The organism is Pinibacter aurantiacus (genome assembly GCF_019130065.1).
Classification (GTDB): Bacteria; Bacteroidota; Bacteroidia; order Chitinophagales; family Chitinophagaceae; genus Pinibacter; species Pinibacter aurantiacus.
The window spans coordinates 330,211-348,286 of sequence record NZ_JAHSPG010000015.1; the positions used below are offsets into that span (position 1 = coordinate 330,211).

The 18,076-nt window shown below is 41.5% G+C and carries 13 protein-coding genes; 6 read left to right on the forward strand and 7 right to left on the reverse strand.

Going from position 1 to position 18,076, the window contains the following annotated elements; translation table 11 throughout:
• Positions 1–2,451, reverse strand: a complete 2,451-nt coding sequence (ccsA, locus tag KTO63_RS19850; protein WP_217793582.1) for a cytochrome c biogenesis protein CcsA — start codon at positions 2,449–2,451, stop codon at positions 1–3.
• 11 nt (positions 2,452–2,462) lie between these two features.
• Positions 2,463–2,867: a cytochrome c maturation protein CcmE domain-containing protein gene (locus KTO63_RS19855; protein WP_217793585.1), complete on the reverse strand. Its 405-nt coding sequence runs from the start codon at positions 2,865–2,867 to the stop codon at positions 2,463–2,465.
• Positions 2,868–3,210: 343 nt separating this feature from the next.
• Between KTO63_RS19855 and KTO63_RS19860 the strand changes: the two genes are divergently transcribed.
• The 4 genes from KTO63_RS19860 to KTO63_RS19875 all read left to right on the forward strand — a co-directional run bounded on the left by KTO63_RS19860 (position 3,211) and on the right by KTO63_RS19875 (position 7,099).
• Complete coding sequence (locus tag KTO63_RS19860) at positions 3,211–4,251, forward strand: agmatinase family protein (RefSeq protein ID WP_217793587.1); 1,041 nt, start codon at positions 3,211–3,213, stop codon at positions 4,249–4,251.
• Positions 4,252–4,322: 71 nt separating this feature from the next.
• Positions 4,323–4,904, forward strand: a complete 582-nt coding sequence (locus KTO63_RS19865) for a hypothetical protein (protein ID WP_217793589.1) — start codon at positions 4,323–4,325, stop codon at positions 4,902–4,904.
• Positions 4,905–5,131: 227 nt separating this feature from the next.
• A complete protein-coding gene (locus KTO63_RS19870; RefSeq protein WP_217793591.1) occupies positions 5,132–5,743 on the forward strand; it encodes a hypothetical protein in 612 nt (203 codons plus the stop codon).
• 54 nt (positions 5,744–5,797) lie between these two features.
• Complete coding sequence (locus tag KTO63_RS19875) at positions 5,798–7,099, forward strand: radical SAM protein (RefSeq protein WP_217793594.1); 1,302 nt, start codon at positions 5,798–5,800, stop codon at positions 7,097–7,099.
• Positions 7,100–7,345: 246 nt separating this feature from the next.
• Here the strand turns inward: KTO63_RS19875 and KTO63_RS19880 are convergent, their stop codons facing one another.
• Together KTO63_RS19880 and KTO63_RS19885 are read right to left on the reverse strand one after the other, a co-directional pair.
• On the reverse strand, positions 7,346–10,558 hold the full coding sequence (locus KTO63_RS19880; protein ID WP_217793596.1) for a tail fiber domain-containing protein: 3,213 nt from the start codon (positions 10,556–10,558) through the stop codon (positions 7,346–7,348).
• A gap of 47 nt (positions 10,559–10,605) precedes the next feature.
• Positions 10,606–12,132 carry a T9SS type A sorting domain-containing protein gene (locus tag KTO63_RS19885; RefSeq protein WP_217793598.1) on the reverse strand — a complete coding sequence of 509 codons (1,527 nt, stop codon included), beginning with the start codon at positions 12,130–12,132 and terminating at the stop codon, positions 10,606–10,608.
• A gap of 218 nt (positions 12,133–12,350) precedes the next feature.
• Between KTO63_RS19885 and KTO63_RS19890 the strand changes: the two genes are divergently transcribed.
• Positions 12,351–12,821, forward strand: a complete 471-nt coding sequence (locus KTO63_RS19890) for an META domain-containing protein (RefSeq protein ID WP_217793599.1) — start codon at positions 12,351–12,353, stop codon at positions 12,819–12,821.
• A gap of 156 nt (positions 12,822–12,977) precedes the next feature.
• Here KTO63_RS19890 and KTO63_RS19895 read toward each other — a convergent pair whose 3' ends face one another.
• Positions 12,978–15,845 carry a TolB-like translocation protein gene (locus KTO63_RS19895; protein ID WP_217793601.1) on the reverse strand — a complete coding sequence of 956 codons (2,868 nt, stop codon included), beginning with the start codon at positions 15,843–15,845 and terminating at the stop codon, positions 12,978–12,980.
• A gap of 290 nt (positions 15,846–16,135) precedes the next feature.
• Between KTO63_RS19895 and KTO63_RS19900 the strand changes: the two genes are divergently transcribed.
• Entirely contained in the window at positions 16,136–16,663 is a 528-nt protein-coding gene (locus KTO63_RS19900) for a GNAT family N-acetyltransferase (protein ID WP_217793603.1), read from the forward strand.
• 146 nt (positions 16,664–16,809) lie between these two features.
• On the opposite strand, the gene KTO63_RS19905 is transcribed toward KTO63_RS19900, so the two are convergent.
• A complete protein-coding gene (locus tag KTO63_RS19905; RefSeq protein ID WP_217793606.1) occupies positions 16,810–17,613 on the reverse strand; it encodes a queuosine precursor transporter in 804 nt (267 codons plus the stop codon).
• Between the two features lie 88 nt (positions 17,614–17,701).
• A complete protein-coding gene (locus tag KTO63_RS19910) occupies positions 17,702–17,974 on the reverse strand; it encodes a hypothetical protein (protein ID WP_217793608.1) in 273 nt (90 codons plus the stop codon).
• Positions 17,975–18,076 lie beyond the last annotated feature (102 nt).

The following is an 18,076-nucleotide window of genomic DNA, read 5'->3' on the forward strand; positions in this document are numbered from 1 at the left end:
TTACTTCGCCACTTTAAGCCTATTGCTCTGCTTAAGCCTGAATACCATGCTCATTACAAAGCCAATAATCATGATGAGCGTTCCAATCCACAGCACGTTGATGTGTGGGAACTCGTACACTTTCAGCGCTACGAACGGCACCATTCGGGTTGATTCTTTTACTTCCAGCTCTATTTTACCACCATCCAGGATTCTGCCGAAACCAATTGCAAGGTTTTGCGCAAACACGGTGTCCAGTGTATAATTGGCCTGGTTGTTTTTTACGTAAAACGCAGGACGGGCTTTGTACTGACGACCATCTTTTGAAAACACGGTAATATCTGCCATCACCGCAGTATCGCTGGAAGTGAATTTGTATTTATCGTTGTTAGGATTAGGAACTACTTTGTTTACCACAAAGAAACCGTTGGAGTAAAACACCGTGTCACTAACGTTTACAGGATACTTTCTAAACGAGGTTGTATCCTTCTCACTATCCATATCATCTGCATAGCTGATGTATGTAAAGATGTCTTTTCCGAAATAGTGTTTTGAATCCGGGTTATTGGAAAATCCTTGCTGTCCCTTTGTATTACGGATCAGGTTTGGATAAAGATTGAATTCTTCTTTGCCGTTTTTGTTCTTAAAGTTTACTTTGAAATACATCACAGTTCCGTGGCGGCTTGTAGAATCATTGCTTTCGTAGGTCGCCATGTATTTGCCCATGTCTGTTGGTAATCCTTTAACCAACGTGAGATTCTCCAAAGATTTTTCTTTCGACTTAGGATCAAATGCCAAATTGATGCCTGTTGTATTAATGGACAAAACTTTTCTATTGGAAGAAGCGATGATAATACCAACCAGCATCAAGCCGAAACCGATATGGGCAACTGAAGCACCTGCTGCTTTTACTTTTCCATGCAAGCCCGTCCAGATGTAACCCATGTTTGCAACTATTGCATATAAAGCCGCGAACAAAGCAACGTGAATGGAACCTAAAAAACCGATACCTTGTTTGTTGTATTCTATGCCGCTGAAAATGCTGATGCAAAGTGAAAGCACTGCTGCGATCAAGGTAGGAACGGCAATCTTTTTCAGGATCGTACCGCGCGGAGTGTCTTTGTATTTGAAATATTGGGTAATGGCGGTCAACACCCCAATTACGATGGCAACGAAGACTTGTATTTTGTTAAATGCAAACTCCGGATCCTCCGGCATTGCAGTTGTTTTGCCGGTAATCTTGTTATAGATCGGGGTGAAGGATGTTTGCCATGTAATTACCAAGGCTGACAAGAACAAAACCAACGCGCCAATGAACATCCAAAACTCGCGGGAATAGGAACTTTCCTCCTTTACTACATGCGGGATTTTTGTGTAATTCCTCGCCATCAGATAAATCGCCGGCAGGAAGAATACAGCGATAAACAGCATCAGTTGGAAGTTCATGCCGGAATCTGTGAAAGCGTGTACGGAGCTATCTCCCAATACGCCGCTCCTCGTAAGGAAGGTAGAGTAAAGAACCAATACGAAACTTAGAATATAAAAAATGTAAGTGGCTCTCAAAGAGTGTCCAGTGGCGTTGAAGATAACGTGGGTGTGCAAACCGGCTATCATCACCAACCAAGGTACAAGCGATGCGTTTTCTACCGGGTCCCAAGCCCAAAAGCCGCCGAAAGTAAGTGATTCATATGCCCAAGCGGCACCCATCATAATACCGGTTCCCAAAATAGCACCTGAAAACAAACTCCATGGTAATGCAATTTTTGTCCAGCCGCTGTAATCTTTTTTCCAAAGACCCGCGATGACGTAAGAGAACGGAACGATGGTAGAGGCGAAACCAAGGAACAATATGGGCGGGTGAATGACCATCCAATAGTTTTGCAGCAATTGGTTCAGGCCTTGCCCATCTTTCATTTGAGGAATGCTCAAATAATCTGCACGCTGGAAGATCGGTGCATCCTGGAAATGCTGGCGAACAAGCAGGAACGGGTTGCTCCCGATTTTAGTGTCTCCCAAATAAAGACCTATTATCATTGTAGCAAGGCAAACCTGCGCAAAACTGATCACCGTCATTACCGGGGCTTCCCATTTACCACCTTTGGAAATAAGTATCAATCCGATTATGGAATGCCAAATGGCCCACAGAAGGAAGCTTCCCTCCTGTCCTTCCCAGATACAACTTAGAAGATAGTTGACACTCAGTGAAGTGCTACTATGGTTCCATGCGTAGAAATATTCAAATGAGTGGGAGGAAACGATATAATATATAATAGCGAAGGTTCCGAATACAGAACCGGCTTCAATGAAAAAGCTAATGCGTGCGAGCTTGCGCCAGCTGTTGTGTTCTTCGGGCACGAGTGCATTAGCGGCTTTTATGTATGCAATTGCAGCAACCAACGAAGCGACCAAGGAAAGCACAACAAAAAAGTGCCCAAGCTGACCGGGCAACAGGTTTTCACCAATGTATTGCATGTAATTGCGGATTAATTAGATGTAAGATTTTTCTTCGCGGCGTTAGGATCGTCTTTATATTTCGATGGACACTTCATTACAATTTCATTGCATTCAAACTGTCCGTTTTGCATTTTACCTTTCAAAACCAATCGCTCGCTTTTCTCAAAGTCAGTTGGTTTGGAGTTATGATAAACTACCCTGGCGCTTCCACCTAACGAATCCAGTACGGTAAAAGTCATGTAGTTAGGGTTCTTAACAGGGTCGTATTGTACCGGCTGTTTCAAATCCAATTTTGCTATAAGATGTACGAACTTGCCTTCCTTTTGATTAGCTGATGCGATAGTGTCATAAGTCGTCAAATCTCCCATGTAACTAACCAAAACAGCGATTGCTACGGCAATTAGAATGAGGATGATAATGTGAGTTTTTTTCATGAGCGCCAATTTCGTCCGCAAAATTAGTTCAAAAAGCCATGTGTTAACTATTAGTTTGAAAGTTGATACATTTTTTAACGATTTTCCGTTAGAGAGATGGGTGTCAACATTTTTTACCTCTGTAAATAACTAAGTAATCAACAAGCAACGGATGATAAATGTTAAAATATAAACTAATCTAAATCACTGTATAGAAATTAAAAATATTTTGATTTTCATTATAAGAGGTTGACTATTAATAGTATTAGGTTTGATGGTTGCACACTAATGTGTGGGAAATACGATTTATTCATTTTGGCGCTTAGTAAGACTACTGTAACTTGCGCAGCATTTCAGTAAAATCATGACAGACCTTTCAAACTTTGATCCCAACAGTCCGGGTAATCCCAACAACAATATTTTCGGACTTCCTTTTTCGGAGGACGATGCCCAACTTGTGATCCTGCCAATTCCGTGGGAAGTAACGGTAAGTTGCGCGGCCGGCACGGCAAGATCATCTGAACATGTTTTTAAGGCAAGCCTGCAGGTGGACCTTTTTGATGCTGATTACAAGGACATGTGGAAGAAAGGGATTTACATGCGCCCGATGGACAAAAAGATCCTTATTAAAAGTGACTACCTGAGAAAAGAGGCGGAGCTGTACATTGATTATATCACCAAGGGGGGAATTGTGGAGAAGAATAGCTTCATGTGCAAATCACTTAAGGATATTAATGAGGGCGGTATTTTTCTGAACGACTGGGTTTATCAGCACACAAAACAATTACTGGACAAAAATAAACTCGTCGGCCTGCTGGGTGGCGACCATAGCACTCCTTTCGGTTTTTTCAAGGCCATTGCAGAGAAATATGGCGATTTCGGAATGCTGCAAATTGATGCGCATTGCGACCTGCGTAAATCTTATGAAGGTTTTAAATACTCTCACGCCAGCGTAATGTATAATGCGTTGACTGAAATTCCTGAAATAACAAAACTGGTTCAGCTGGGCGTTAGAGATTTTTGCGATGAAGAGTGGGATTACGTTTGCAACAGCAATTATCGTATTGTTACTTATTTAGACAAGGATATTAAAGAGCGTTTATACGAGGGCCAAACATGGAAACATATTGTTGACGAATTGGTCCATCATTTACCTCAGCAAGTTTTCATTAGCTTTGACATTGACGGTCTTGATCCAAAACTTTGTCCAAATACCGGCACTCCGGTCCAGGGCGGTTTTGAGACGGAGCAAATATTTTACCTGATCAAGAAGATCAGCCAAAGCGGACGCAAAATCATCGGCTTCGACCTCAACGAAATAGGTGTTGGTGAATACGAATGGGATTCGAATGTTGGGGCACGTGTTCTGTACAAGCTTTGCAATGTTTTGCTGGCAAGCAACTAGCGTGAACAGCAGGCATTAGGCGTTAAGCATTTAGCGTTCGGCAATACGTACAAAGCATTAAACTTTTTTCAATGTCCATAGATACACAAGATAGTCGCAACGAAGTTTTTCCTTACGTTGTAATTTTAAAAAGCGACAACGCCCGTTTAGCCAATCTTACAGGATTGTTTGTCAGCCTGATTTCTATCTTCTTCTTTGTTCTTAGTTATTTTATCGTTGCTGACAGAAACATTGCCTGGCTCATTGGTGCAGCGGCTGTGGCATCTGTAATTGTGTGGAACCTGATACAGCAGAAAAGAAAGAAAAAAGCATGGTATAAACCCGGTTTTATTCTGGCCGCTATTACATGGGTCAGTATGCCCTACCTGCATTGGATGGCTATTTTGTTGGTGGTGATGTTCTTTCTGGAACACCAGGCCAAAAGGCCTCAGGAAATAGGTTTCAGTGAAGATAAAATTGTTGTAAACTCACTATTCAATAAAATCTATTACTGGCAAGACCTTAGCAATGTTATTTTAAAGGACAACCTTCTTACACTCGATTTTCATAACAATCATTTCATTCAAAGGGAAGTGCTCGACGACGACGATCCGGATGCAGACGAAGACGAGTTTAATGAGTTTTGCAGGGTGCAGTTAGCGCGGTCGAGATAGTTGAGAGGAGAATGGAGAGTTGTGAGTTTTTGGGCCTCGGCTACTCATAACGATATTGTAAAACCTCTGTATCTTCAGAGGTTTTATTTTTTCAACTCTCAACTCTCAACTCTCAACTCTCAACTCTCAACTCTCAACTCTCAACTCTCAACTATAACTAAACACTAACACGGGAAGGTTTTATGGAATTTTAGCAAAAGCGTATCTTAATAGGAAACTACCCTCTTATGAACGCTCTTGCTATTGATATCATTCATCCGGAGTTCGAAACGCTCAAAAAAACAGGCCGCGGATTTCATCTTTTTGCGGCTTTGCTCATTATTATAAATGCGGTAACGCTCTATAACAAATTAGGGGGAAACGCCATTTTTCTCTGGTGCCAGATCATTATTGCCGCCGATATTTTATTGCTTTTATTCACTTGTCGCAATCTTGCGCAGGACCTTCCAAAAATCAATCTCATTTTTCGCATCATTGAGTGCGTTGTCTTCATTGGGGTGGCTACTCTTTTGCTGCTGGATGGCAAATGGTTTTTAGGCGCGTCCTCACTTGCCATTGGAATCGCATACTGCTATATTTCTTATTGTGAGAAAAAAGCGGCTGAAACTGAGCGTCTTGCGTTTCATCACTCAGGTGTTGCCATTTCCGGTATTCCCGAAGGAAAATTCTTTTTATGGTCGCAAATAGACCGCATAAATGCACGATACGACAGCATTTCAATAGAAACCTCGTTTAACAAAACCCTTGTATTTTCGTTAAGACACAAACTAGAATTCGAAGAACTGGAACAAATTCACGAATTTTGCCGCTATTATTTAGGTCAACAGGTCAACAGCTGATAATTGGTGTCAACCAATCAGTTAGCGGTTGACATTAATTATTTAAAACAGATTATGTCGCAGTTGCAATCGTCGCCTTACATTTTATACAGTGATGGAAAGGGAAATATTTTTGAAGACACTTCTTTGTACGTTGTAGGAAGAAGCGGTTGGGATGCATTTCCTGTTCCAGTGGAAGAGTGGATCGAATTACCTGAAGGTGGAAATTTATATGAACTTCCAGGTCGTCGTGGTATTGGTATAGATGTAAAAACGGGGGAAATGCGCCTTTGCGAAAAAGGTTGGGCTGTGGCAGCGTTCATTCCGCCTGCACATACAGGTTTGTATATTGCGGCGTATGAAACCATGCCGGATGCGCCGACGCTTCCACTGTTTTGCTATACAGCTGCGGGTTGGCACAACGAAAAATTCTACGTTCCTGCAGTAAGAATTGAAAGAGATATTCGCCAGGAATGTGCGGGTTATGACCAGGAAAAAATAGAGCATGGCGTGGAGCATATTATGAAGGCTTATCCGCACAACAGACTGATCAAACATCTTGCGGAAAATTGCTGTCAAACTTATCATTGCCCAGCCGCCAGGAATTTCTTCCTGAGCAGATGGGAATGCCCGGTGCCTTCCTCTCCTGCTTGTAATGCGAATTGTATTGGTTGTATCTCTTTCCAACCGGAAGATGAAACGATCGTTTCTACTCAGGACCGATTGACGTTTAAACCAACGGCTCAAGAAATAGTAGAGTTTACTGTTCCGCATTTACAAACGGCGCCTTACCCATTGATAAGCTTTGGACAAGGCTGCGAAGGCGAGCCTTTGCTGATGTGGGAAACGATTCGCGAAGCAATTATTGAAATCAGAAAGCACACTGATCGCGGCAGCATCAACATCAATACAAACGGTTCAAAACCGAATGCAGTTAGGGCCTTGTGTGAGGCTGGTTTGAATAGCATTCGTGTAAGTACGAATTCTGCAAGGGAACATATCTACACACCATACTACCGCCCTAACAATTACAAGTTTGAGGATATTATTGAGAGCCTGAAGGTAGTACGCGGCTTTGGTGGCTGGACATCTATCAATTACTTCGTTTTCCCTGGTATGACAGACAGTGTTGAAGAATATGAAGCGCTTCGCAAACTGATCATTGATACTGATCTCAGCATGATCCAGTGGCGCAATTTCAACATTGATCCAGACTGGTACATGGGCAAGATCGGTGTTCACGAAACAGGAGAAATATTGGGCGTAAAACAATTAATGGAACTTATTCACGAAGAATTTCCTAAAGTAAAATTCGGATACTTTAATCCGTCGATGGAAAGGATTAAGGGAAATTATGAAGCAGATTTCGCGCACTAGCAATAACTGAATAACTGAGTGTTCAAAGTTAGGCAGTGTTTTGAACATTCGAGCATTCAATTATTCAATTATCAAGAGAGCCAGATCGATGTTATCGATCTGGCTTTTTTATTTAATTCTATCGGTTGAAGAGAATCAGGTTCGTTGACCTTCACCCCCTTCAGTTATTCAGTCATTCAGTTATTCAGTTATTAAAAAAGCCCGCATTGCTGCAGGCTTTTTCACAATCTAATCCGTATCAGAGTCTTATTTTACTTTTGCTTTGAGTTCGTTTACTTCTTTCAACAATTGTTCAAGTAGTTTTTGTTGGTCGTCTACTCTTTTAGTCAACTCTTCATTTTCTTTTTTCAATTCCTGGATTGCTACCAAAGCAACACCTGATGGATCCAGTGAACTGATGTGTTTATCATCTGTACCTAAGCTGAACGCAGCAAAGAAATCCTGCGCCATTGGTCCGATGTGGTATTCATTGGTTCCTTTGTATTTCCATTTTGTTACATCAAGAGCCATGATCTTAGCAAGTACGTCGGCACCGCTTACTTTAGAAAAGCTTTCTTTTAGGTTTTTGTCAGAAGCGTTGGTCCACACACCACCTGTTGTCAGGTAAGCACCGTTACCGTTTCCTCCACCTGTACCTACTACAAGCGCTCTGTTTGCGTTATAAGCACCACTGTTCATAAGAACAGCGGTTGTTCCGCTTCCAATCACTACAGTGTTGTCGTTAGATACGGAAGCATTCGCACCGATGGCGGTAGAATTCGCGTTACTAGCAGAAGATCCATAACCTATGCTAGTAGACAGATAACCCGTTGCAGCACTCTGAGAGCCAAATGTACTTGCACTTTGAGCAGATGCATTTGAATTGAAACCAAACGCATTGGAATTAAATCCGTTTGCTTTTGCAGATGAACCTACCGCTGAACCATTCTGTCCGCCGGCAACTGAATTACTACCAATTGCAGCTGTGTTCTGGGCAGTGGTGGATGCACTGTAACCAACTGCTACACCAGACTGGGCACTTACAGCTGATCTACCCACGCTAACGGATTGGAAGTTGGTTGTACTGCCGGTACCGATTGAAACGCCTTCATTACCGCTTGCTGTCGCATTTGAACCAATTGCAATAGCTTCCTGGGCGGCATTTGCATTGTAACCCACCGCAGTGGCATTGCCGGATGTAGCAGCCTTTCCACCTACCGAAGTAGCACCTGGGTTCCAAGCTATCGAGCTTGCTCCGATGGCTACACTATAAGTGTTGCTCCATTTTGCCGCAACGGCATTGTTTCCAAATTCTACTGCGTAACCATTCGCACTATTTCCAATATATCCAGCCTCAGTGTTATTCATTTTAAACATTAATGGAACGTCGTCAGTGGTACCCACAAAATTTGTACCCGCAGATGTTCCTGAATTACCAGTTAATTTCCAGTCAGTAGATGTACCTGTTGAGAAATTACTCATTGCAACTTTTTTCACAATACCATTAGTAATGGTCAAAACGCTATCGCTGGTTGTGGTTGTACCCACCTGAACTCCATACAATGCCAGGGGATTTGTTGCAACAACTGTAAGTTTATTACCAGCGGCTGTTGTACCAATTCCAAAATTTCCCGTTTTTGTTAAACGCATCCACTCTGAGTTATTGGCAATGAATGGCAAATCGAAGTTTGAAGTAGTACCCAAATTTGTTGTCGCTGTAACTGCGTCTCCATTATATGACCAGCCAGATAATCTGTTTATGCTTAATCTTCTTACAACACCTGTAGTTGGATCGATACTAAGCAAACTATCTGTCATCGTACCGCTTTGAACACCTGTCAATGCCAGTGGATTAGATGCTGCAGAAACTTGCAGTTTGTAGCCGGGAGTTGTTGTACCAATACCGAAATTTCCCGTTTTTGTCAAACGCATCCATTCTGCGTTATTAGCAATGAATGGCAAATCGAAGTTTGAAGTGGTACCAAAATTAGTATTAGCAGTAACCGCATCCCCTCCGTATGACCAATCCTGAAGCCTGCTCATGGCCATTCTTTTTACAACACCTGTTGTTGGATCTATAGTGAGGATACTATCTGTCAATAAAGCACTTTGAACACCCGATAGTGCCAAAGGATTAGATGCTGCTGTAACTTGCAATTTGTATGCAGGAGTTGTGGTACCAATACCCAAATTTCCTGCTTTTGTTAAGCGCATCGACTCTGTATTGTTTGTAATGAACGGAAGATCAAAGTTTGTTGTGGTACCCAGGTTAGTATTAGCAGCAACTGCATCACCACCATATGACCAGCCTTGAAATCTTGCAACGCTTAATCTTCTCACAACACCAGTTGTTGGATCTATACTAAGCACACTGTCCGTTATCACGCCATTCTGCACACCTGTTAAGGTTAACGGATTTGAACTGGAAGAAATGCTCAATGTATTTGCAATAGAGGTAGTACCCATTGTGATTCTGCCGCTGTTTGCAATACGCATTCTTTCCGTATTGTTTGTAATAAAAGGTAAATCAAAGTTTGAAGTTGTACCCAGCGTTGTTGTTGCAGCAACAGCATCGCCATTGTATGACCAACCGGTAAATCTGCTCACGCTTAGTCTCCTTACTACACCGGTAGTTGGATCGATGCTGAGCAAACTATCTGTGATCACACCATTCTGTACACCTGTTAAAGCCAGCGGGTTAGAGGCCGCAGAAACATGCAAAGTGTTTGTTGGAGTAGTTGTTCCTATTCCTACAAAACCTGCATTTGTGATGCGCATTCTCTCAATATTGTTCGTGATGAACGGAAGGTTATTGTTAGAAATTGTACCAAACTTTTTGTCAGTAGCAACGGTGTTGCCGTCTATGAGCCAAGCATAACCGCCAGCGTTGAACCAAACTGGTGGAAGTCCGGCGCCTGCAGATACCAGGAAGTATCCGGCTGTTCCGGGATCATTGTTAGGCATTAATGCTCCTGAGAACTTTACGGCACCAGTTACGTCCAGTTTTTGTGTTGGCGCAGTATTACCAATACCTACGTTACCTGCATTGGATATACGTAGCCTTTCAAAGTTGTTGGTTCTGAAAGCCAGATCCACGTTGTCTGCTGTTCCTACAAAATCTGTAGAAATATTGGTTCCTGTATTGCCTTTCAACTGCCAGCCGCTAACTGCGCTGCTGCCGTTTCCGAAAGCAAACCATTTTGGACTTGCAGGTGTACCAATGTTTATCTCAAGGCTGTCCACGTTTGTTACATAGATCAAAAGACCTTTTGCAGGAGATGCGATCACATCTCTTTGCGTAGTAGTCATACGTGGTAACAGAAATCCTTTTTTCGCAGTTGCACTCACGCTTACATCAAGCATGGCACTGGGATCGGCTGTTGCATTATTGTCATTAATCGCAATGCCTGTTTGCGCATGGGCCTTGCCGACTGATAGTGCAAGAGCTAATATACATGCAGGGTAAAACGACTTCCTCATACGGTGATATTGTTTGGGTTAGATTATGTGTTTTAGATAGATTTGGATTACAGAACGTTCACCATTAACGTTTGAACATTTCCGTTTGCTTTATTTATGATAGATACAAAATATACGCCTGCGGCTAAACCTCTCCTGCTAATTGCTATCTTTTCAAGCGGACCGCTTATGGTAATACTTTGCTGTGTGATGGTTCGACCATTATTGTCCAATACACTTACAACATAGTTGCCTGCTGCATTTTTAAAGTGTACCGCAATATCTGTCAATGCAGGGTTTGGATAGATAGAGATCAATCTGCCCGCATCATTATTCAGTTTCACAGATACTACGTTGCTATAGGAAGTTTTTCCATCCAGGTCAACTTCACGGATGCGATACAAAATATCTTCTGCCGTAACATTTATGTTGTTATCAACAGTTGAATATTTTTGAGTAGTGACGCTGTTACCTGCTGCACTTACTTTTGCAATGCCTGAATAGCTAACTCCGTCCAGGCTTTTCTCTACAATAAAGTAATTGCTGTTGACTTCAGTAAGCGTTTGCCAGTTAAGCAACACGTTGTTGTTGTTGCCCAGCGAAGCGGTGAGTTTCAAACCTGTTACAAGAAGCGGATTTACCAATGAACTTACCGTTATCGGATAGTATGGATAGAATTTATTGTCGTAGGTTACCGTTTTGATCGCATCATATGCATATGGCCCTGCTCCTGTTGTTGCTGATAAAGCATTTTGCGGGAACCATATCCAGTTGTGGTTTCTGTCGATACCTGCGGCGTTGTGATTAAAACCAACATCTTCATTTACTGCGTTCCATTCTGCTTTTGCAAGAAATCCATCTGTAAAATCTGTAACCGGTGTTTCTTTATTTACGATCCAGGTTTTCTTTACAAACGCTGAACTTTTAGTAGATACCAACACAGTACCTGGATCACCATTTGTTTCATCGTACGAAAAATATACGTTATCTAAAACACGCACAGCGAAGTTGTCAGGAGTTCCACCATACGCCAAAGACAACGGCGTATAGTTGTTGGCGTTAGCAGCAGTTCCTACCGGAAAAAGCACAGGACCGCCAAGGCTGCTGCGTTTGAGCAAACCATGTGCGGTTGTAACAAAAAACTGATTCGTGTTATTGTTGCTAACAAATGGAGTAACGGAAGTATTCGCCAACCAGTAGTTGCCTTCATTGATCTCTGTGGCTCCACTGTTGAACGTATGCAAGCCCAACACTTTTGCGTTAGACTCAATGCGAATACCCGAACTGTTGTTTTGATTAACATTACCGAACACGGTATTGTAAACCGAAGAATTAAAAACATTACTGCAACCACCACCTGCAAGACAAGTGATTCTTTGCTGAGAAGAGCCAATGAAAGAGAAGTTGTTACCAGCAGTCGAATTGATGTTGCCATCACTTCTTATGTCACCGGCTATAACGCTGTACGAACTGTTTCCTCCTACGTAGTACGCTCCTGAACCTATTATTAACGATGCATTTTGCGCATGGGCACTCACAAAATGGAATAACATGGCCAGTCCACTTACGAGGTAAGTTTTGGTAAAGGTTTTCATTTTGGTATATGGTTCGTGGGTCAATCAGAATAAAATACTAAGGGTTTTTCATTAGAGGCGCTTAATATTTTTTCTTTAGACCAATAAACGTAAAAACCACAACCGAATTGTGCGGCACAAATTTTTTTTTTCGGTAGTTCCTACTTCACTTTCAAAAGTTTACTATTGATCAGGATCAATTCATGGCAAGAAAATTGAAGTAATATAGTAAAACTACTATGTTAAGTTCATTTTTGTTGATTGCAGTTTTTGCGGTGTTTTCACGCAATAACGATACTAACGTAGTTATGCAAACGAAGTATGTCAACGCAAATAATATAGGTATAACTACTGATTCTTCTTTAAATGGAACATGGTACCTGATTCCTGTATTGGCATCGGATACTGCTGCCGGCAAGTTTCCATTTCTCACCATTAACCTTAAGAAAAAACAGTTTACCGGCAATGATGGATGCAATGATATCTCCGGCACGTTTGTAGCCGCGGAAGACAAACTTACTTTCAGCGATAATATAAAAGGAACTAAAATGGAATGCAAGGGTTACGATGAGAAAGCTTTTCTACACAATTTTCTCCTGACAAGTAATTACAAAATAGAAGATGGCATACTAAGCCTGATGAATGGAAAAACAGTGATTTCGAAGTGGAGCAGAAAGAGAGCCGGAGGTGTGGTGAAGGAAACGATGTGAGGATAATTAAGAATTAATAATTAATAATTAAAAGGTTGAACGACGCAAGCAAAGATCGACACTATTGTTTTCAACAATTAACAGGGTCGTATCAATAAAGAATGAAACACCCTATTAATTTTTAATTATTAATTACTAATTATTAATTCCCGCTCTCTACCGGCTTATCAAATTAATCGGCAGCACAAAATCCCACCTGTTGTGGCCGGCGCCTCCAAATTTGTCATCGTCCAATAAATAACTATAGCGGATGCCAAAACTTATTGGCAAATTGTTCCACCATTTTGTATCGAAGAAAATTTCTGTTCCAGTGCTTCTGAAGTTTTCATTGAATTTTGAATGGTTGCTATAAAAGTCCTGTGTATTGGTATAATCAAAAAATAAGTTGGCCCGCACACGCTGAAAATACACGATGCTCGCAAACCCCCAATCAGGATAGCATAATGGTAAGTGATAGTTGACCCCCCATTTGTACATCCGGTATAAATTTTCAGCCTGGTATCCCCTGGAAAAAGGAAAGCCATTGGCAAACGTAAAGGGATGCCCCAAAGTATCGTGTCCCTGGAAAGCAAGGTTCACTACAAAATTGTGATTAATGAACAGTCCCGGCCAGTAAAGATTTGCACTGGCAAGAAACTGGTTGGCTGTATAATTCTGTATGGCTGTTTTGTAATTCAGTGTCAGCGTTTGGGCAAATCGCGGATAAATATTTTGTCTCGCGCTTTGTATTTGATTTGAAAAACTGATCGTGTTGTTCAGGTAACCATAATCAATTGTACCAATTGAATCTTTGTAGCTTCCCTGGAAATAGGAGCTGTTGTAAGTATAAAAACTTCCAACACTTAGCCTGGTAATATTTCTTCCTTTACTCAAATTAAACGGCACGCTTAAACCTGCGCTTGCTTCCAGTTCGTTCCAGTAAATACGGTGGTATCTGCCCAATCCGTTTCTATCAAATGTATAAGCCACACCCCCTGAGAGATAAGGAAACAAGCCGCCATAAATTGCATTAAACCCTATTTTCTTAAACTGCTCATCCCTGTTATAATCAACATAGATCTCCGACTGAAAAGTATTCAGCACATTTTCACCGAACAATGAAAAATAATAATCAGGATCTTCAAAGGCCGGACGCCAGCTATGGAAATTAAAAAGTTTATGCCCTTTTGAGTATTTGTCTTCCGGATAACTGCTATCTCCTACTTTGTCCAGCAGATCGCTTGTTTGTTTATTACTTAAAGCAGTTACACCAAAATCATATTTATTTGGTGCATTAAAGTTGTCCGCGCTTACCCATGCAGCATCAGCAACCGTGGTTTCTTTTAGGCGCATTCCCACTGCAGTAAAATTTGTCCACGCCACTTTTCCATTGCCGCTCGTTAATTGATAGTTGCCTGTAACACCCTTCAGCAAAGAACTCTGAAGTTTGTAAAGTTTTGCATCAGAAACCACTAATGCAAACAACTCGTCTCTATCTTTTGCGGAAGCACTGAAAAACACAGTATCACCTTTTATTTGCGGAAAGCCTATAATGTGCCAGGAAAAAGGAAGCAGCGCTGTGTGTTGATTATTTTCAGTGTTGATCTTCATTAACGACATCTCTCCTTTGCTATTTCTTACGGCCGCAATCACTTCATTGTTCTTGTAAAACTTTGGATAAGTGTAAAACAGTTTGTCTGCGTTTGGTATTCTTTTTAACACCGTACCAGAGTCTGCACTAAGAATGTGCAGTTCGTTCCTTTGATCCGGAAACACAGCCACAGCAACTATTTTCGAGGCTTGGTCATTTATATCGGGAGAGAAATATTTTGTTTTGTGTGTCAATGTTCGCTGCACACCAGTGTTTATATCCAGCAATTTGATTTCATTATAATCTCTGTAACCCCAGCGTAGATCCGTTCTGTAGGCCGCGTATACCAGTTTATTATTGCGAACTGAATAATAGTTATCCAACGAAATGTCCCTTACCCTCAATTTCTTTTCTACACCATTGTTGTTAATCACAAAACGCGGAATCTGTTTATAGCTACTGTTCATATACAATAGCCTGCCGTCTTGCAAATAATTAGGAAATTCCTGGTCGCCGAGAAAATGTTTTGTTGTTGAAATGACAGTGCTATCCGCCAGTTGTTGCCGCATAAATGCGATGGCATCATTCCTGAATGCTTTGTATGGCTTTGACGAATATCTTTTTACTGCAAGTTGAAATGGATAAAATACACCCTTAAAGGATGCCGCATCATGCGTTACATTTTTCCAAAAATCATCTCCGTATTTTTCTCTTCCATAAGCGGTGAGCATGTAGCCAAGTGCATAGTGATCGGGAACAAAATCGCGGTACGAGCCGTTCCTTAATTTCATCCATGAATAGTTCTTTTGCTCCTGCCACAACGAACGGTAAGGGTTGAAAAAATAAGGCAGCCTTCCCCTGCCCTGCTGACTCGTTTGCGTTTCATTAAAAACCGCATCGCCTTCCCAAAACCAGTTTGGCACCACAAGGCTGTTTGCCAATTCCTGCCCTTGCTGGCCAAACAAAATGCGAAACACTTTTGATAAGCCGACGTTAAAATTATTGTATTGCTCCACGTGTCTGAACTCATGGATCGCCAACTGGTCTACCCAGGGCAAACTTCCCAGCTCAAAACTGTTTTGCGAAGGGGTCAGGTAAAATTCGCTTCTGTACGGCCCGATCTGGACGTAAGCATTGGAGACCAAAGATTGATTTTGCAAAACAATGCTTACCGGCTTATACCGGTTCCCTATTGTTTTAGCGATTGATGGTTGAAAATATGCCACCACATTCGCCACGCGCTGCCCCGCACTATCAAGACCTACAGGATAAATTACTTTGGCAATTTTATTGTTGACCTGCCGCCACTGCATTGAAGATGGATTGCCACCAAACACCTGCGCCTGCAGATTGCCAGCGGTTAAAAAAAACAATGCAACATTCAGCAGATGCAGCTTTTTACATTTCAGGGGGCGGATAGTCCAAAAAGCATTGTTGGGAGTAATACGATTCATCGGTGTGTTATAATTCTTGATCAACCTACTATCTATTTGGTGTACAAAATAGGTATTGACATTGAATAACATGCAATTGAGGGCGGAGAAAATGTGAAATTTGAACCGGAACGCAGATTTTCAAGATTGTCACGATTTGTTATGATTTTTTAGAATTACGATGATTGATTTATTTACCGATAATAAAGCGATCAACCAATCCTCCTTTATTTATCTTCATTAATCATGACAATCTTGAGAATCTGCGTTCTCCCTCCATTTTCAAATTTTCGAATCTTCAAATTTTCAAATTGACTGCGAACAATGTAATTTGCAGCATGGAAGACACGCTCGTTATTCGCCCCGCGGACATTGAAGATATTAATGCTATCGGCTTTCTGGCTTACCAAACATGGCCCTCCGCCTACAAAGACATTCTTACTCTTGAGCAGCTGCAATACATGCTTCAAATGATGTACAGCCCGGCGGCACTGCAGGAACAAATGCTGCAAAAACACCACCACTTCTTCATTGCAGAAATTGACGAACATGAAGTCGGCTTTACTTCCTACTCAGAAACTGAGCCCGGCACCTTTCGAATCCACAAAATATACGTACTCCCCGGCCTGCAAGGCAAGGGCGTTGGCAAGGCACTGATGGATACCATTATTGAAGAGGGAAGAGAGCAAGGTGCAAAGAAGATCCAGCTAAACGTTAACCGCAACAACAAAGCCATCAGCTTCTACGAAAGCAACGGTTTTAAAATCATCAAAGAAGAAGACATTAATATCGGGAACGGGTATTTTATGAATGATTTCGTGATGGAGGTTTCAATTTGAAAATTTGAAGATTTGAAAATTTGAAAATTCGTTGAGTGTGACATTCGTTACAAAAGGCATATTCTCTAAACCCTGGAGATTTAGTCACTCACTTTTAAAGCCTGAACCCAAAGCATTTTCAAATTAACATATTTTCAAATTGGTTGCTAGCCAGCAACCACCGGCTCATCCGACACCGGCGCTCCCATTGCTGCGGCTTTCATTTTCTGAGCGGTTTCGTGACCAAGGTATCGCTCTATCATTCTTTCCATTAAATAGATCAATGGTGTTAAAACGATGGCCATGGTAAACTTGTAAGTGTAGTTCACTATACAAATTGCCAATACAAGCTGCCAGCTCCAGTTGTTACCAATTTTAAAAGCGATGAACAACACAATAAAACTATCTACGAACTGTGAGATAACGGTAGAACCGGTTGCTCTTAACCAAATCCATTTATCTCCTGTTGCTCGTTTAATGCGATGAAACACCGTAACGTCAACTATCTGGCTCACAAGAAAGGCACACAAACTTCCGAAGATGATCCACATGCCCTGTCCGAAAATTGCATTAAAAGCGCCTTGCATATCTGGTACACCCTGGTCCTGCTTGCTTCCCAGCCAAAAATTTGCGCCCGGTAAATGGATCGCGAAATAAAACATTACAAATGCATAACTGATCAACGCAACGGCTATGTAAGAAATCCTTCTAACTGCTTTGGGGCCATAATATTCATTTACAATATCTGTCAGTACAAATTCCAATGGCCACAGTATAACGCCACAGGTCAGGTTAAATGACAAACCTGATTGGCCAAATAAAGTAAAGGACGAAGGCTTCATACCCAGGAAGCTTTCCAGAGAGAATATCTTTCCGCCTATACATTCTGCTATAAGGGCATTTGCCACAAAAAATGCCGCAAAAGCCACAAACAGCTTGGTAGGTTTATCTTTAAGTATCTGGTGTATCATTGGTGAGTTGAGAGTTGAAAGTTGAAAGTGGAGAGTTGTAAGTGGTAAAAGTCTCATGACTTAGAACGTACTACTCATTACTTAAAACTTATTTTAACAATAAATAGATCTGTAAAATAAAGAAAAGTCCGTTTATCAAAAGTAACCAGCGGGGTAATAGGTTTTGCTTTTTGAAAAGCAGCAGCAATAGCACCCAAACATTCACCACCGCGTTTACCACAAAAGAGAGTACATATCCCGGAATTGCAAGTGCATTTTTAAAATTACCATCCGGTAAAAAATGGAAATATTTGGTAAGTATCAGCAGCAAAAAGCAAAGATTGAAGATAAAAGCCACTTTTGCCAATAATGAGATCTTCATAATGGGCGTGAAGATAGGAACGGTTCAGGAATTAGGAGTCAGGAATTAGAAATTAGCTGGATCTGGTTGCATTTTCCCCCTCTAATTCCTAATTCCTGACTC